A 16,799-nucleotide genomic window follows, 5' to 3' on the forward strand; every position below is an offset into this window, starting at 1 on the left:
GCCGGACGCCCGCTCATGAATGCCTCGCGTGAAACCGATTTCGCCTATCAGGCGGTCTATCGCTATCTCACCCAACTTATCGATGGGCCAGGCGGCGAAGGCGCGATGCGACTGCCATCCTTGAGGCAACTGGCCGAACGGTTGAACGTGTCGATTTCGACCATCCAGTACGCCTACGCGCTGCTCGAGAAAGAAGGCCGGGTCTATTCCGTGGCCAAGTCCGGCTATTTCGCACAGCCGGCGTCGGCGGTCATGCCGCCGGGTCGAGGCAATGACTTGCTGGAAACCGTCTACGTCAACGCCAGGTGTTTCGGCATGCGCGTATTGAGCGCCGACGATCCGGCCTCGATCCAGCCGCTGGACAGCCCGTTGCTGATGCTCGAACGGGAGCTGATGAGGCAATACCCCCGGCAATCACAGGTTCCGGCCCAACCTTGTGGCGAGCTTGAGTTGCGCATGCTGCTGGCGGCTCGATACACCTCGTCGCCAACTCATTGCTGGCACGCCGAGGACGTCTATATCGGCGCTGATGTGAGGGGGGTGCTGGAGATCCTGATCGCGGTCCTTGAACTGCGTAACTCAACCGTGGTGGTCGAATCGCCTTGTGACTGGATGGTTTTACGGTTGCTCCAGTCTGCCGATGTGAGGGTCATCGAGCTACCGGTGCAATCGGGTGGTGAGCTTGATCCAGGGCAATTGAAAATGCTGCTGGAAACCGAGGCGGTTCGATTGATCCTGCTGTCTTCTGTGTTGAACATGCCCCGTGGCAGTCTGACACCTGAGGAAAATCGTGAAGCCATCGCGCAGTTGCTCAGGGATCATGGAACCTGGGTGCTGGAAAACGACAGTTACAGCGAGCTGGGTGACGACTGTGAACGTCGACCTCTGCGGGATTTGCTGGACCCGGATCGTCTCCTGGTGTTTTCCACTTTCGAGAAGGTGATCGGCGTTGAAGCGCCTTACGGCTTTGTACTGGCTCGCCAGTGGCGCACCGACTTGCAACGGCACTTTCTGCTGCGCTCGTTTCGACTTTCGCCGATTCGCCAAAAGGCCATTGCCCGACTGTATGCCAGTGGTCGGGTCGATCAGCATCTCCCGGTGTTGAAGCGCTTGCTCAAGGAGCGTCGTACCCGGTTGATCGAGTTGCTGCGCGAAGGCCTGGGCGACGCGCTGCACATCGATGAGCCGGAGGGCGGCGCGACGGTCTGGGTGCGCTCGTCGCGCCGAGTGGTGATGGGCGCCGTGTTCCAGCGCTTGCTCAAGCAGCACGTGTTGATCGCGCCGGGCGAACTGTTCAGCGCACAAGGCATGCATGGGCAACACATGCGGCTGAGTGCGACAGCAAGCAACGGACCTGAACTGGAAGGCGTCGTCGGTCTGATCGGCGATGCGTTGCGACTGGCGCCCGATGGCTGAGCTGTTAAAAAACATCGGGGACGCACTGGATAGATCCCATCGCACTACGGTCAAACTGCCAGTAAACTCCGCTGTAATTTCCTGAACCACTCTATTTCAGAGGTTTTGCATGACACTCAGTCCTTTTGCGGGCAAACCGGCACCGGCAGAGCTGTTGGTCGACATCCCGCGACTGGTAACGGCGTATTACACCGGTCAACCCGACGCCTCGATTTCCACCCAGCGTGTGGCGTTCGGTACTTCCGGTCATCGTGGCAGCTCCTTCGACTTGAGTTTCAACGAGTGGCACGTTCTGGCCATCAGCCAGGCGATCTGCCTGTACCGCGAAGCCCAGGGCATCACCGGCCCGCTGTTTGTCGGCATCGATACGCACGCGCTGTCCACACCGGCCGGGGCCAGTGCCCTGGAAGTGCTGGCAGCCAACGGCGTGACCGTGATGATCGCCGAAGGCGACGAATACACCCCGACGCCGGCCGTGTCCCACGCCATTCTTTGCTACAACCGCGGCCGCACCACCGGCCTGGCTGACGGCATCGTCATCACGCCGTCGCACAACCCGCCACAAAGCGGTGGCTACAAATACAATCCAACCAACGGTGGCCCGGCCGACACTCACATCACCAAGTGGATCGAAGCCAAGGCCAACGAGCTGCTGGCGAACAAACTGGCGGGCGTAAAACGCATCGGTTACGAACAGGCGCTCAAAGCCCCGACCACGCATCGCCACGATTACGTCAATACCTACGTTGCCGACCTGATCAACGTCATCGATTTCGATGCCATCCGTGGCGCCAAACTGCGTCTGGGTGTCGATCCATTGGGCGGAGCAGGGGTGCGCTACTGGTCGGCCATCGCCGAGCACTATCGTCTGGACCTCGACGTAGTGAACAAGGAAGTCGATTCGACGTTCCGTTTCATGACTGTCGACTGGGATGGCCAGATCCGCATGGACCCGTCGTCCAGCCACGCCATGCAAGGCCTGATCGGCCTCAAGGAGCGCTTCGACGTCGCGTTCGCCTGCGATCCGGACCACGACCGTCACGGCATCGTGACTCCGTCCGGCGGCCTGCTGGCGCCGAACAATTATCTGGCCGTGTCGATCGACTACCTGTTCCAGAACCGTCCGCAATGGCGTGCCGATGCGGCCGTGGGCAAAACCGTGGTCAGCAGCGGCCTGATCGATCGTGTAGCCAAGCGTCTGGGCCGTCGTCTGTACGAAGTGCCGGTCGGCTTCAAGTGGTTTGCCGACGGTCTGTTCGACGGCTCGCTTGGCTTCGGCGGTGAGGAAAGCGCTGGTGCATCGTTCCTGCGCAAGGACGGCGGCGTCTGGAGCACCGACAAGGACGGTCTGATCCCGGCCCTGCTGGCTGCTGAAATGACTGCCCGCACCGGGCGCGACCCAAGCCAGGCTTACCGTGCACTGACCGAAGAGCTGGGCGAGCCGTTCTCGGTACGTGTCGACGCCAAGGCCAACCCTGAGCAGAAAGCCCTGCTGAGCAAGTTGTCGCCGGAGCAGGTAACCTCGACCGAACTGGCGGGCGAGAAGATCCAGAGCATCCTCAGCAAGGCTCCGGGCAACGATCAGGCCATCGGCGGTCTGAAAGTGATGACCGAGAACGGCTGGTTCGCCGCGCGTCCTTCGGGCACCGAGGACATCTACAAGATCTACGCTGAAAGCTTCATCGGCGACGACCACCTCAAGCAACTGGTGGCTGAAGCGCAAACCCTGGTCGATGGTGCAATTTCCACCCAGTGATCACTGTTGAATAGAAAAGGGCGACCAAGAGGTCGCCCTTTTTTTGCCCGCAATCCAGCCGATCAGGCCAGATCCACCAACACGATTTCACTGTCTTCAAGGGCAGTGACGGTCAGCACCGGTTCCTGGCTCACCGCGACACCGTCTCGAGCTTGTGCACGCAAGCCGTTGACTTCAATCACACCGGTGGCCGGTACGAGATAAGCGCGGCGTCCGGCATCGAGTCGATACTCGGCGGTTTCCCCGGCCTTGATGGTGGCCGCCACCAAACGTGCGTTGGCGCGAATCCGCAGGCTTTCATCGTCACCGTCCTTGCCGCTGGCGAGCGTCACGAAGCCTTCGCGCTCACCTTTGGGGAACGGTTTGGCGCCCCAGGAAGGTGGTGCACCGGTTTCGGTCGGCAGAATCCAGATCTGGAAGATCTTGGTCGGGGTCGTTTCCAGGTTGTATTCACTGTGGGCGATCCCGGTGCCGGCGCTCATCACCTGAACGTCGCCGGCTTCGGTGCGACCCTTGTTGCCCAGGTTGTCCTGGTGGGTAATCGCACCTTCACGCACGTAAGTGATGATCTCCATGTCCCGGTGCGGGTGAGTGGGGAAGCCGGTGCCCGGGGCGATGATGTCATCGTTCCACACCCGCAGGTTGCCCCAGCTCATGCGCTGCGGATCGTAGTACTCGGCGAACGAAAAATGGTGATGGGCATCCAGCCAGCCGTGATGGGCGCCGCCCAGCGAGCTGAAGGGTCTGAGTTCAAGCATGATCTTCTCCTCAAAAGGTTCGTCATGGGGCGTTTCGGCCGCAGCCACGATGCGAGACCGGTGATTGATGGCGAGCATCATCTATCAACCAATAATCGAGAAAAAGCGTAAAAAATGCTGCATTCCCATCGAATTGACTGATGTTATAAAGCTCGAAACGCTCTTATGCAGCCTTCAGTTCATCGCCTAACTCAATGACCCGTAAGCATTTCGCTAGAACTCAACGGCAAATGCAGACACCATAGCCCTCAACAGCCTCAGCCTCTGGAGTCCGTCAGCGTGGCGCAACACACCCCCGATCTTCCTCCCGAACTTCGTCCCCTGGCCGAGATGCCGTGGTTCAAACGCCTGGCGGCGCGTTTCCTCGGGCATGGTCTGACGCAATTGCGCGCCCAGCATCGGGCATCGTGGCTGCACGGTCAGGCCGATGGCTTTCGCAGCGGGCACACTGCCGGGTTCGATTACGGCTACAAGGAAGGCAAGGCCGAGGGGCTGGAAGAGGGCCGTCAGGTCCTGTTGATCCGCGACAGCCGCAGCACCGAGCACCGCGCGCCGGGGATCGACAATCACTTGTTCGATGACTGGCGTCTGCCACTGACTGCCGAACTGAAGAAACGCATCAAGGCTGACGTTGCCCGCTTGCTGCCGGCCCACGCCCAGCCGAGTGTGGCGCAATGGAAAATGATTTTCAGTGATACGCCGTCAACGTCGGTGGTCGCCGGGGCGGGGGCCGGCAAATCGACCACGCTGGTGTTGCGCATTCTGCTGCTGACGCATTACCTGGGCTTTGAGCTGGATTCGATGACCGTGGTGACTTTCACCCGTGAATCACGCAAAGACTTCATCAGCAAACTGATCGAGCTGTTTGCCCTCTGGGGGCATTCCCTGAGCCAGAAGGCCGCTCGGGATCTGGTGCGCACCTTCCATTCGCGGATTCTGCCGATGGTGCGCAGCCTGCCGGGGTTCGAGCGTTTGCAGGCGTTTGAAAACCTCAGTCTGCGGCCACAGGGCGGGGACGATGGCGTCGACAGCAATCCGTTCGATCTGCGGATCAACGACGTCCAGCGCCAGCAGCTCAACGCCTGCTATCACCGGCTCTACACCGAAGACGAGCGTTTCCGGCAATTCATCCAGCCACTGTCCCGGCATGCCCTGCAGCTCAAGGAGCTGGAGCGCGATCACCCGGACGTGCAAAAGCGCATGGCGGTGACCGAACTGGCGGCCAAGCGTGACGAAGAACTGTGCGATGTGATCGAGGATCTGTGGTTTCGCGCCGGAGCCTGGCCGATCAAGGGGGTCGAGCCGAACCGTCAGACCTTCGAGATCAACGGCGCGACCTTTCACTGCCATGGCTATATTCCGAGTCTCGATGCCTGGGTCATTCTGGGTTTCGACCCCAAGGAAAACCCGCAAGTCTGCCGTCCCAATGCCAAGCTGACGGTCCGCGCAGAATGGGCCGTGAAGCGCACCCTGTTTCAAGCTTTCTGTCGTAAACCTTTGATTTGGCTTGATAGTTACGAGTCATCAAAACGTGTTTTGGCCACGTTGGCCGGTGATGCCAGTGCGGGGCCCGGCTTCGATTACAAGGTCAAGGGAGAGCTCGCATCCGCGCCGTTGCTGGACTGTTTTGTCGCTGCCGCCGGGTTTATCGAGAACCTGGGCCTGGATGTGCCGGACGCCGTTGGCCGCATGAGTTTCGCCAAGGATGATCCGGACCGGTTTTTCTTCGAGGCGCTGAGCCTGTTCTGGCGCGCACTGGAAGATCACTTGCTCGATCAGAAGCCGCCGGTCATGACCTACAACCGCATGTTCGCGCTGTTCAGCGAGCATTCGCCGGAAAACCTCAAGCTACTGAGCGATGAACTGCTGCGCCCCATGTCGCACCTGATGATCGACGAATTTCAGGACGTTTCACCGCAGATCGTCTCGTGGATTCGCGCCAGTCTTGCAGAGATCCGCAGTCGTGGCCCGGCCATGCACGTCGGACGCGGTGCGCAACGCTCTTCCTTGCTGTGCGTGGGCGATGACTGGCAGTCGATTTACGGCTGGCGCGGCAGTTCGCCGAGCTACTTCATGGAGTTCAACAAGGAATTTTCCTCGCCGAGCACCACGCGAGTAATGCTCAGCGACAACTACCGCAGCCATCAGCACATCATCGACGCAGCCGAGCATATCGTCCGTGCCGCACCGGCAATTCCCGGCAAAAAAGCCAAGGCCGGCGGCGCGGAGAAGCCGTTGCAACCGGTCAATGTGCTGGAGCGCGATGATCAGGCGCTGGGCCAACGCCTGGCGGAACACTACAGAAACGGCGATTCGATCTTGATGCTCTATCGAAAAAGTAGCGATAAGTCATTGATAGAACAGCATATTCAGTCAGTAGTTAATGTTGATTCGAGCTTGCCATACGAGTCCCGGCGCCTGAAGCAACTGACCTATCACAGCGCCAAAGGCTTGCAGGCCGACGCGGTGTTTCTGCTGGGCGACTGCCAGCACCTCACCAGTTCGCCCTACAAGAATCAGGTTTACCGCATGGCCGGGCTCGGCAAGGCCGGTGACAACGAGCCTTACGACACGGCGCAGAAGGATGAAATCCTGCGTCTGGCCTATGTCGGCATTACCCGGGCAGTGAGTCATTGCTATTGGTACGTCGAGCCGCAGGATGCCCAGGCCATGAACATGCCGCGTGCGTCGGACCGGGTCGCCAAAGGCAAGCCGTTCTTCGTCGATCACCGGCCGGAAAAGAAAACTGCCTGAACCGATCGCCCACAAAAAAAGCCCGCGCGAAGCGGGCTTTTTATTTCAAATCAATGGCTTAGGCGTAACTTCTAAGAGACTCTGGAGGAACAAAGGCTTCCAGTTCGTCCTCGACGGCTTCGATTATTCGTTCAACATCCGCTGCGTTCATCACCGTGGCACAGGGAATGCCGGCAATGGCGATCATGGTTTCGCCGCTGGCCCGATCGAACAGGCGGGCAATCATGCTGCCCGGTGCGTCCATCGTGGCTTCGAATCCCATGGGATGAAAATGCCAGCGCATCAGCTGGCAGGCATTGGGGAACGTGACCTTGCTTGCCCCTTTGTTCATGTATTGCCCGCCTTCTTCATCGAGCGCTTCCGTTTGCTCATGGTAGGTGGGAAGAGCCTTCATTGGCTCAACCGGTGACTGTCCTTAAAAGTAGCATCTGAATGTGAAAAGCCTGTGAGATTTTTCAGGCCGTTTGGCGATTGCAGGGATTTTTTTGATGTAAGTCACGGCTGATGAAATCATCGACAAAGTGCCATCACGTCCGGGTTGTTGATGCCGGGCCCGAAGTTGGGCAAGCTCGGTTCTTTTGCCAAGAGTCCCTTATGCACGCCGATGATGACGGCCCGCAGCAGACCCCGGCCACGGCCGAAACGGTCATGCGCTATCACCTGTGCTGGAAACACCGGGACCTGGATGGCGTCATGGCGCTGTACCATCCGGACATTCAGTACAACGATTTTTTCCAGAACCGCGTGCTCGGTCTCGACGAACTGCGCGAGTACGTGCGCGTCAGCATGCCCCGTGAATCCGACGAAGCGCTGGAGCATTGCGACCGGATCCGCATCGACGGCAACACGGCGTTCATTCAATACGAAGTGACCCTGCGTGGCGGTAATGGCCTGGTGTCGTTCCGTTCCAGCGAAGCGATCACCGTCAAGGACGCGAAAATCTGGCGGGTCAACGAATACGCGTCGCTGGTGCGCGAGCAGGGCTCCAGTAGCTCGACACCGAGTCAGCGTCCGGCGGCGAGCCGGTTGGGCCTGTCGCCACGCCAGCTGAGTTTCATGGCCGAAGACCTGCAGCAGTATTTCCAGCGTCAGCAGCCGTACCTCGATCCCGAACTGGATCTGCAGCGGGTGGCGAAGGAGTGCGGTTACAGCCGCAACCAGATTTCCTATCTGCTGAACCAGGTACTGGGGCAGAGCTTCTACCGCTACGTCAATCAGGCACGGCTCCAGCATTTGCTGCAATCGCTGGACAACGCCACGCTGCCGCTGCGCATCGATGAGCTGGCGTTCGCCGCCGGGTTCAACTCGATTTCGGCGTTTTATAGCTGTTTTCGCCAGCACACTGGCCAGTCGCCCAAGGCTTATGCCAAACAAATTTCTTTGCGGACACGCGCGCAAGACAGTACCTGAGGTCAGCCACTAGGATCGACGCCATCGAAATCTGGATTGGCGGAGTCTTGCATGCCGGCGTGGCGCACTATCAGTTTGTGGATGGACCAACTCGACGAGCCGCTCACCGCGCGCCCGGCGCTGGAGCAAGACCTTGACGTCGACGTGGCAATCATCGGCGCCGGCTACACCGGGTTATGGACCGCGTACTACCTGAAGAAACACGCGCCAGGCCTGGATATCGCGATTGTCGAGGCGCAAACCGCCGGTTTTGGCGCATCCGGCCGCAACGGTGGCTGGTTGATGGGCAATCTGCTGGGCGAGGATCGCCTGCTGGCGGGCCTGTCACCCGAACAACGTCGCGCTTCGTTCGATCTGCTGCACAGCATTCCCGATGAAGTGGAGGTCGTCCTCGAACGCGAGGGCATCGACTGCGATTACCGCAAGGGCGGGGTGCTGTACTGCGCCGCGCGCTATCCCGAGCAGGAAGCCAGCCTGCGCGAGTATCTGAACAAGCTGCACGCCCAAGGCCTGACCGACGACGATTATCGCTGGCTCAATCCTCAGCAATTGGCGCAGCAGATCCGTGTCGCCAAACCTTACGGTGGAATCTTCGCCCCGCACGTGGCAACCATCCAGCCAGCAAAACTGGTACGAGGCCTGGCGCGAACCGTTCAAGGAATGGGCGTAAAAATCTACGAAAACAGTCCCGTGACCCATTGGCAGTCGGGCAGTCTGCGTACCGACAAGGCCAGCGTGCGCAGTCGCTGGATCGTCCCGGCCATCGAAGGTTATTCGGTGACGCTGCCGCCGCTGGGTCGTTATCAATTGCCGGTGCAGAGCCTGATTGTCGCCACCGAGCCGTTGTCGGCGGCAACCTGGGACGAAATCGGCCTCAACCGTGGCCAGGCGTTCAGTGAGTTCAGCCGTCAAGTCACCTACGGCCAGCGCAGCGCCGACAACCGGCTGATCTTCGGCGCCCGTGGCGGCTATCAGTTCGCCGGCCAGTTGCGCCACAACTTCGATCTGACCCGGGATGAAGTGGAGCTGCGGCGTTATCTGTTCGGCGAGCTGTTCCCGCAACTGAAAAACACCACGATCACCCACGCCTGGGGCGGCAATCTCGGCATGTCCCGGCATTTCAAGCCGCACATGCTCTGCGACCGGGCCAACGGCATCGCGCTGTCCGGCGGTTATGGCGGGGAGGGCGTCGGCGCTTCCAACCTCGGCGGCCGCACCCTCGCCGATCTGATTCTTGAGCGCGATACCGAACTGGTGCATCAGCCGTGGGTGCTGCCGGATGGCGGAATTCATGCGCTGCGGGCCTGGGAGCCGGAACCGTGCCGCTGGCTCGGTTACAACGCAATCATCAAAAGCTTCGTCCACGAAGACCAGACCCTGGCTGACCCGGCGACCGCGCCCTGGCGGCGCAAGCTTGCCAGTCGGGTGGCGGGGTTCATGGAAGGTTTCATGCACTAAACGTCGTTCAATTCCAAAGCTTTTAAGACAGGAAACGCCATGAGCATCACCCAATTCAAGCACACCGCAACGCTGCAACTGGACGAATCCAACCCGGTGGCCGTGCCGCTCGGCACACCGGTTGCGGTGGCATCGACCACCAGTGTCGAGCGCGGCGACGGCGTCGAAACCGGCGTCTGGGAATGCACCCCGGGGCGCTGGCGGCGGCAGATCACCGCCCAGGAGTTCTGCCACTTCATTTCCGGTCGCTGCACGTTCACCCCGGACGATGGCGGCGAAACCCTGCACATACAAGGTGGCGACGCACTGATGTTGCCGGCCAACACGCTCGGCATCTGGGACATCCAGGAGACCGTGCGCAAGACCTACGTCCTGATTTTCTGATGCTTTGATCCTTTTGATTGCCTGCCAACAACAATAGCCAATACAGGAATCGATCCATGATCCGAAAGACCCTCGCTCTCGCCCCCTTGATGCTCGCCGCTTCCCTTGCTCAGTCAGCGGAAACGGTCAAGGTCTACAACTGGTCCGACTACATCGCGCCGGACACCGCGAAAAGCTTCGAAAAGGCCACCGGTCTCGGTGTGACCTATGACGTCTACGACAGCAACGAAACCCTCGACGGCAAATTGATGACCGGCAAATCCGGTTACGACGTGGTGTTTCCGTCCAACCACTTCATGGCGCGGCAGATTCAGGGCGGGGCGCTGATGAAGCTCGACAAGAGCCAGTTGCCGAACTGGAAGAACCTCAATCCGGTATTGCTCAAGGCCTTGCAGACCAACGACCCAGGCAACGAGCACGGTTTTCCTTACCTGTGGGGCAGCACCGGCATCGGCTACAACATCGCCAAGGTCAAGGCGGTGCTGGGCGATAACGCGCCTGTGGACTCCTGGGATCTGATCTTCAAGCCCGAATATATGGAAAAGCTGCAGAAGTGCGGCGTGGCGATCCTCGACAACGGCCCGGAACTGCTGCCGGCAGCGCTGAACTACCTGGGGCTGCCGCATCACAGCAAGAACCCCGATGACTACAAGAAGGCCGAAGCGCTGCTGATGAAAGTGCGGCCGTATGTCAGCTACTTCCATTCCTCGAAGTACACCAGCGACCTGGCCAACGGCGATATCTGCGTAGCGGTCGGTTTCTCCGGCGACATCCTGCAGGCGGAAAACCGCGCCAAAGAGGCGAAGAACGGCGTCGATATCGGCTATGCGATTCCCAAGGAGGGCGCCGCGATCTGGTTCGACATGGTCGCCATGCCCGCTGACGCCCCGGATGCCAAGGCCGGTTACGCCTTCATGAACTACTTGCTGCAGCCCGACGTCATGGCCGGCATCAGCAACTACGTGCATTACGCCAATGGCAATGAACAGGCCGACAGCCTGATCGACCCGGCCATCAAGAACGACACCAAGGTGTATCCGAGCCCGGAAATGATGGGCAAATTGTTTGCCCTCGAGGCCATGCCGCTGAACATCGACCGGATCCGCACGCGCGTCTGGAACAAGATTCGTACCGGTAGCTGAAAAATTGACGGAGCGGGTTTTTTCCCGCTCCGTCAGAGGCATATGACGCCCGCTGCATATGTTTATTTGTTTGATGTCACTTCGCTGGCACTGCACTAATAAAGTGCAGGAAAGTGAGACGCGGCTAACAAAAAGCAACTTACCGATATTTAATATTTAAATAAGAAATCGTCAGACAATTAGGCAAACACACCACACTTACAACATTCTTTCAGCGGCACGCGCTTTGTTTACGGGACTTTCCCGGAATAGTTCAATTTGATCTCGAAAAATCGCTAGACGACAGATTTCAAATTGTGTCAGGTTTCTTACGCCTTCATTGGGCGAGTGATAGGACAATCTCGCCAGAGGTTGTCGCTATCGGACAAAAACTGTTCCATTGCTAAACAAGGAAGTGTGTTTATGTCGAAAGTAAAAGCTAATGCTATTGATACCGCCGAACAGGCTTTCCAGCTGAACGCGGCACCTTTGGCGGCGCCAAGTTCGGCGTTCAACCAGATCAATAGCTTCAGCCATCAGTACGATCGTGGCGGCAACCTCACGGTCAATGGCAAACCCTCCTTCTCGGTGGATCAAGCCGCCACTCAACTGCTGCGTGACGGTGCCTCCTGGCACGATCTCGACGGTAGCGGCAAGATCGAACTGACCTACACCTTTCTGACCTCCAAGACTGCCAACTTCGGCGGCCTGGGCGTCACCGGTTTCAGTCAGTTCAGTGCCCTGCAAAAAGCCCAGGCGGTGCTCGCCATGCAATCCTGGGCCGATGTCGCCAACGTGACCTTTACCGAAGCAGCCAAGGGTGGCGACGGCCACATGACCTTCGGTAACTACAGCGGCGGTCAGGAAGGCGCGGCGGCATTCGCGTTCCTGCCAGGCACCGAGCCAGGCTATGACGGTCAGTCCTGGTACCTGACCGGCAGTGGATATGACGTCAACAAGAACCCGGGCGTGAACAATTACGGGCGTCAGACCCTGACCCACGAAATCGGCCACACCCTGGGCCTGTCTCACCCTGGCGACTACAACGCCGGCGAGGGCAATCCGACGTACAAGGATGCTTCCTACGGGCAAGACACCCGCGGTTACAGCCTCATGAGTTACTGGAGTGAAAGCAACACCAGCCAGAACTTCAGCAAAGGCGGTGTCGAAGCCTATGCTTCGGGCCCGCTGCTGGATGACATCGCAGCGATCCAGAAGCTCTACGGCGCCAACATGTCCACCCGTACCGGTGACACCACCTACGGCTTCAACTCCAACGCCGGTCGCGATTTCCTCAGCGCGACTTCATCGTCGGACAAGCTGGTGTTCTCGGTGTGGGATGCGGGCGGCAAGGACACCTTCGACTTCTCGGGTTTCACCCAGAACCAGAAGATCAACCTCAATGAAGCCTCGTTCTCCGACGTTGGCGGCCTGGTGGGCAACGTGTCCATCGCCAAGGGCGTCACCATCGAGAACGCCATCGGCGGCTCGGGCAACGACCTGATCATCGGCAACAGCGCAGCCAACGAGCTCAAGGGCGGTGCCGGCAACGACATCATCTGGGGCGGCGGCGGTGCCGACAAGCTGTGGGGCGGTTCAGGTTCGGACACCTTCGTGTTCGCAGCCAGTTCCGATTCCAAGCCGGGTGCGATCGATCAGATCCTCGACTTTGTCAGCGGTCTGGACAAAATCGACCTGAGCGCGATCACCAATGGTGCAGGCCTGCACTTCGTCAGCGCCTTCACCGGTGCGGCGGGCGACGCCATCCTGACCTCCTCGGGCGGCAACAGCCTGCTGTCGGTGGACTTCTCCGGGCACGGCGTGGCGGACTTCCAGGTCAGCACCGTTGGCCAGGCGGCGATCAGCGACATCGTAGCGTGATGTAAAAAAGGAAAGCGGCGCGTAATGCGCCGCTTTCTTTACTTGCATCGCTTTGGCCGGTAAGCAAGGCTACACGCCGGAGTGAAATTTCCTATGATCCAATTCGCTTTTACCCGCAAAACGGCAGCGTGCCTGCTGCCGGTGCTGATGATGATTTCTGGAGAAACAACCATGGCAAGCAGCCTCAGACTCGAAGATCCATCGGTATTTGCCGGACAGTGGCAGGCGACACTCAGCGCCCGCGATGACGCCCCTGAAGCGCAGGCCATACAGGACAAACCGTCGAACACCTGCCACATCGACCTCGAAGCCAATCAGACCCTGGGCAAGGGCGCCGACTGCCTGAGCGAGTGGTTGCAAGAGAGCGCCATCGGCTGGTTTCCCGACCCGGATGGCCTGTCCATCACAGGCAAGGAGGGCTCAAGAATCCAGTTTTTCAGCCGAGAACGTGATGGGCTTTATCTAAGTAATTTGAAGTCGGGCCTGGTGATTACGCTCAAGCGAGCAGCACAACAGCCTTGATTATCGGAACTGGCCTTAAGTTTAAATATAAGCCACCCCGTTACAGTTATAAGCCTCTGTTCAATAACATCGACGCCGGATTTTATGGCGAAGTTGTTATTGAAGTGTAAGCGAGTACTGCCGGTGTATGTCCCGCCCTGTTTGCGGTCTATTAATAGAACTCTCGCCAAGTACGGCCGGGAATATCAATTCAGGAAGAATCAATGAAGATGGCGAATGCCCCGGCCACCGCTCCCTTGTTCAAGGCGTTGGGCGACTACAAGAGCATTCTGATCAGCGTCGGATGCTTTACCGCACTGATTAACGTGCTGATGCTGGTGCCCTCCATTTATATGCTCCAGGTCTATGACCGGGTGCTGTCTTCGCAAAACGAAACCACGCTGGCGATGCTGTCGTTGATGGTCGTGGGGTTCTTCGCCTTCATCGGCCTGCTGGAGGTGGTGCGCAGCTTCATCGTGATCCGCATCGGCAGCCAGCTGGAGCGCCGTTTCAATCTGCGGGTCTATCAAGCCGCGTTCGAGCGCAACCTGTTCAGGGGCGAGGGCAACGCCGGCCAGTCTCTGGGCGACCTGACCCACATCCGCCAGTTCGTCACCGGGCCTGCGCTGTTCGCGTTCTTCGATGCGCCGTGGTTCCCGGTCTATCTGTTTGTGATTTACCTGTTCAACGTCTGGCTCGGCGTGCTGGCCACCGCTGGCGCGCTGCTGTTGATTGCCCTGGCGTGCCTCAACGAATACATGACCAAGAAACCACTGGGCGAAGCTGCCGGTTTCTCGCAGAAGTCCAGCCAGTTGGCCACCAGCCACCTGCACAACGCCGAAACCATTCAGGCGATGGGCATGCTCGGCTCGCTGCGCAAGCGCTGGTTCCAGGTGCATTCGCGCTTCCTCGGCCTGCAGAACCAGGCCAGCGACACCGGCGCGGTCATCAGCTCGCTGAGCAAGACCTTGCGCCTGTGCCTGCAATCGCTGGTGCTGGGCCTGGGTGCCTTGCTGGTGATCAAGGGCGACATGACCGCCGGGATGATGATCGCCGGTTCGATCCTGATGGGCCGCGTGCTCAGCCCGATCGATCAGTTGATTGCCGTGTGGAAGCAGTGGAGCGGGGCGAAGCTGGCTTACCGCCGTCTCGACTCCCTGCTGCAGTCGTTCCCGCCGAGCGACGACGCCATGGCGCTGCCGGCGCCGAAAGGCCAGATCACTTTCGAACAGGTCAGCGCCGGCCCACCCGGGCAACGTGCCGCGACCTTGCACATGATCAATTTCAATCTGGCGGCCGGTGAAGTGCTGGGCGTGCTGGGTGCCTCCGGCTCCGGCAAGTCGACCCTGGCGCGGGTGCTGGTCGGCGTGTGGCCAACCCTCGGTGGCACGGTACGCTTGGATGGCGCCGACATCCATCGCTGGAATCGCGATGAACTCGGCCCGTACATTGGCTATCTGCCGCAGGATATCGAATTGTTCAGCGGCAGCATTGCCGAGAACATCGCCCGTTTCAGCGAAGCCGACCCGCAAAAGGTTGTGGCCGCCGCGCAACAGGCCGGCGTACACGAAATGATCCTGCGTATGCCGCAAGGCTACGACACGCAACTGGGCGAGGATGGCAGCGGTCTGTCCGGCGGCCAGAAACAGCGTGTGGCCCTGGCGCGGGCGATTTACGGCACACCAAGCCTGGTGGTGCTGGATGAGCCGAACTCCAACCTCGACACCGTCGGCGAAGCTGCATTGTCCAGCGCCATCGTGCAACTCAAGGCCCAGGGCACCACGGTGGTGCTGGTGACACATCGTTCTTCGGTGCTGGCCCAGGCTGACAAGCTGCTGGTGCTCAACGATGGTCGCCTGCAAGCCTTTGGCCCGAGCCATGACGTGCTCAAGGCACTGTCCGGCAACCCGCAGCAACAACCGCAACAACAAACTGAAAAGACCGCGCAGGCACCGGCCGGGCTCAGCATGAGCCGACAGTATCAGCCGACGACAAGGAATTCGGGTGTATGAGCAGCGCGAGCATGAACACGCAAAACGAAGCCACGATGGAACACGCGTATATCACCGAACGCCCGGAGCGCGACGCAAAGTTCTTCGCTCGCATGGGCTGGATTCTGGCACTGGCCGGCGCCGGCAGTTTCTTTGCCTGGGCCGCACTGGCACCACTGGATCAAGGGATCCCGGTGCAAGGCACGGTGGTGGTTTCCGGCAAGCGCAAGGCTGTGCAGTCGATGAGCAGCGGTGTGGTCAGCCGGATCCTGGTGCGCGAAGGCGAGATCGTGAAGCAGGGCCAGCCCTTGTTCCGCCTCGACCAGACTCAGGTCGCCGCCGACGTGCAATCGCTGCAGGCCCAGTACCGCATGGCCTGGGCCAGCCTGGCGCGGTGGCAGGCCGAGCGCGACAACCTCAAGCAGGTGACCTTTCCGCCAGAGTTGAGCGACAACGCGGACCCGCGTCTGGCGCTGGTACTGGAAGGCCAGCGGCAACTGTTCAGCAGCCGTCGTGAAGCGTTCTCCCGCGAGCAGGCTGCACTGCGCGCCAGCATCGAAGGCGCCACTTCGCAACTGGCCGGCATGCGCCGCGCCCGCACCGATCTCAACGCTCAGGCCGATTCCCTGCAACAGCAGTTGAGCAATCTGCAACCGCTGGCGGACAACGGCTACATCCCGCGCAACCGGTTGATGGAGTACCAGCGTCAGCTGTCGCAAGTGCAGCAGCAACTGGCCGAGAACACCGGCGAAAGCGGCCGGGTGGAGCAGGGCATTCTCGAATCGCGCCTGAAACTGCAACAGCATGGCGAGGAATACCAGAAAGAAGTCCGCAGCCAGCTGGCCGACGCGCAACTGAAAAGCGTCACCCTGTCCGAGCAACTGACCTCTGCCGGTTTCGACCTGCAACACAGCGAGATTCTTGCGACCTCGGACGGCGTCGCGGTCAATCTCGGCGTGCACACCGAAGGCGCCGTGGTGCGTCAGGGCGAAACCCTGCTGGAGATCGTTCCGCAAGGCACGCGCCTGGAAGTGGAAGGGCACCTGCCGATCAACCTGATCGACAAGGTCGGCACGCACCTGCCGGTGGACATCCTCTTCACCGCGTTCAATCAGAGCAAGACCCCGCGCGTTCCCGGCGAAGTCAGCCTGATTTCCGCCGACCAGATGGTCGATGAGAAAACCGGCGCGCCGTATTACGTGTTGCGCAGCAGCGTCAGCGATCAGGCCATGGAGAAACTCAACGGCCTGGTGATCAAGCCCGGCATGCCGGCGGAAATGTTCGTGCGCACGGGCGAACGTTCACTCCTCAACTACCTGTTCAAACCGCTGCTCGACCGGGCCGGCTCCGCATTGACTGAAGAATAAGG

At 59.8% G+C, this 16,799-nt stretch carries 13 protein-coding genes; 11 read left to right on the forward strand and 2 right to left on the reverse strand.

What is annotated here, in order from left to right; genetic code table 11:
• Positions 1-15 precede the first annotated feature (15 nt).
• Positions 16-1,416, forward strand: coding sequence for a PLP-dependent aminotransferase family protein (locus M5B98_RS01600; RefSeq protein WP_248741546.1), 1,401 nt, complete (start codon positions 16-18; stop codon positions 1,414-1,416).
• A 109-nt stretch (positions 1,417-1,525) separates the two neighbouring features.
• Positions 1,526-3,172, forward strand: a complete 1,647-nt coding sequence (gene pgm / locus M5B98_RS01605; RefSeq protein WP_248741547.1) for a phosphoglucomutase (alpha-D-glucose-1,6-bisphosphate-dependent) — start codon at positions 1,526-1,528, stop codon at positions 3,170-3,172.
• Positions 3,173-3,234: 62 nt separating this feature from the next.
• Here the strand turns inward: pgm and M5B98_RS01610 are convergent, their stop codons facing one another.
• The gene (locus M5B98_RS01610) at positions 3,235-3,930 is read right to left on the reverse strand and encodes a pirin family protein (RefSeq protein WP_248741548.1); all 696 of its coding nucleotides are present in this window, start codon (positions 3,928-3,930) and stop codon (positions 3,235-3,237) included.
• A 279-nt stretch (positions 3,931-4,209) separates the two neighbouring features.
• Between M5B98_RS01610 and M5B98_RS01615 the strand changes: the two genes are divergently transcribed.
• Positions 4,210-6,684, forward strand: a complete 2,475-nt coding sequence (locus tag M5B98_RS01615; RefSeq protein ID WP_248741549.1) for a UvrD-helicase domain-containing protein — start codon at positions 4,210-4,212, stop codon at positions 6,682-6,684.
• Positions 6,685-6,742: 58 nt separating this feature from the next.
• Here M5B98_RS01615 and M5B98_RS01620 read toward each other — a convergent pair whose 3' ends face one another.
• Positions 6,743-7,015 (reverse strand): DUF1652 domain-containing protein, encoded by a 273-nt coding sequence (locus tag M5B98_RS01620; protein WP_248742153.1) that lies wholly within the window; start codon positions 7,013-7,015, stop codon positions 6,743-6,745.
• A 263-nt stretch (positions 7,016-7,278) separates the two neighbouring features.
• Here M5B98_RS01620 and M5B98_RS01625 point away from each other — a divergent pair, with 263 nt between their 5' ends.
• The 8 genes from M5B98_RS01625 (at position 7,279) to M5B98_RS01660 (ending at position 16,797) form a co-directional block, all read left to right on the forward strand.
• Positions 7,279-8,094, forward strand: a complete 816-nt coding sequence (locus M5B98_RS01625; RefSeq protein WP_248741550.1) for a helix-turn-helix domain-containing protein — start codon at positions 7,279-7,281, stop codon at positions 8,092-8,094.
• Positions 8,095-8,145: 51 nt separating this feature from the next.
• A complete protein-coding gene (locus M5B98_RS01630; RefSeq protein ID WP_248741551.1) occupies positions 8,146-9,552 on the forward strand; it encodes an NAD(P)/FAD-dependent oxidoreductase in 1,407 nt (468 codons plus the stop codon).
• Between the two features lie 39 nt (positions 9,553-9,591).
• Complete coding sequence (locus M5B98_RS01635; RefSeq protein ID WP_248741552.1) at positions 9,592-9,936, forward strand: cupin domain-containing protein; 345 nt, start codon at positions 9,592-9,594, stop codon at positions 9,934-9,936.
• A 56-nt stretch (positions 9,937-9,992) separates the two neighbouring features.
• Entirely contained in the window at positions 9,993-11,078 is a 1,086-nt protein-coding gene (locus M5B98_RS01640) for a polyamine ABC transporter substrate-binding protein (protein WP_248741553.1), read from the forward strand.
• Positions 11,079-11,480: 402 nt separating this feature from the next.
• Positions 11,481-12,938 carry a serralysin family metalloprotease gene (locus M5B98_RS01645; RefSeq protein ID WP_248741554.1) on the forward strand — a complete coding sequence of 486 codons (1,458 nt, stop codon included), beginning with the start codon at positions 11,481-11,483 and terminating at the stop codon, positions 12,936-12,938.
• A gap of 93 nt (positions 12,939-13,031) precedes the next feature.
• Positions 13,032-13,460 (forward strand): AprI/Inh family metalloprotease inhibitor, encoded by a 429-nt coding sequence (locus tag M5B98_RS01650; protein WP_248741555.1) that lies wholly within the window; start codon positions 13,032-13,034, stop codon positions 13,458-13,460.
• Between the two features lie 203 nt (positions 13,461-13,663).
• Complete coding sequence (locus M5B98_RS01655; RefSeq protein WP_248741556.1) at positions 13,664-15,451, forward strand: type I secretion system permease/ATPase; 1,788 nt, start codon at positions 13,664-13,666, stop codon at positions 15,449-15,451.
• Entirely contained in the window at positions 15,448-16,797 is a 1,350-nt protein-coding gene (locus M5B98_RS01660) for an HlyD family type I secretion periplasmic adaptor subunit (RefSeq protein ID WP_248741557.1), read from the forward strand. Before M5B98_RS01655 ends, M5B98_RS01660 begins: the two co-directional genes overlap by 4 nt.
• Positions 16,798-16,799 lie beyond the last annotated feature (2 nt).

The organism is Pseudomonas sp. MWU12-3088, from assembly GCF_023242405.1.
Lineage (GTDB): Bacteria > Pseudomonadota > Gammaproteobacteria > Pseudomonadales > Pseudomonadaceae > Aquipseudomonas > Aquipseudomonas kribbensis.

Coding starts and splice junctions, on each gene's coding strand:
- M5B98_RS01655 (WP_248741556.1), top strand. CDS start 13,664: ATGAAGATGGCGAATGCCCCGGCCACCGCTCCCTTGTTCAAGGCGTTG.
- M5B98_RS01630 (WP_248741551.1), top strand. CDS start 8,146: ATGCCGGCGTGGCGCACTATCAGTTTGTGGATGGACCAACTCGACGAG.
- M5B98_RS01635 (WP_248741552.1), top strand. CDS start 9,592: ATGAGCATCACCCAATTCAAGCACACCGCAACGCTGCAACTGGACGAA.
- M5B98_RS01620 (WP_248742153.1), bottom strand. CDS start 7,015: ATGAACAAAGGGGCAAGCAAGGTCACGTTCCCCAATGCCTGCCAGCTG.
- pgm (WP_248741547.1), top strand. CDS start 1,526: ATGACACTCAGTCCTTTTGCGGGCAAACCGGCACCGGCAGAGCTGTTG.
- M5B98_RS01600 (WP_248741546.1), top strand. CDS start 16: ATGAATGCCTCGCGTGAAACCGATTTCGCCTATCAGGCGGTCTATCGC.
- M5B98_RS01645 (WP_248741554.1), top strand. CDS start 11,481: ATGTCGAAAGTAAAAGCTAATGCTATTGATACCGCCGAACAGGCTTTC.
- M5B98_RS01610 (WP_248741548.1), bottom strand. CDS start 3,930: ATGCTTGAACTCAGACCCTTCAGCTCGCTGGGCGGCGCCCATCACGGC.
- M5B98_RS01640 (WP_248741553.1), top strand. CDS start 9,993: ATGATCCGAAAGACCCTCGCTCTCGCCCCCTTGATGCTCGCCGCTTCC.
- M5B98_RS01625 (WP_248741550.1), top strand. CDS start 7,279: ATGCACGCCGATGATGACGGCCCGCAGCAGACCCCGGCCACGGCCGAA.
- M5B98_RS01650 (WP_248741555.1), top strand. CDS start 13,032: ATGATCCAATTCGCTTTTACCCGCAAAACGGCAGCGTGCCTGCTGCCG.
- M5B98_RS01660 (WP_248741557.1), top strand. CDS start 15,448: ATGAGCAGCGCGAGCATGAACACGCAAAACGAAGCCACGATGGAACAC.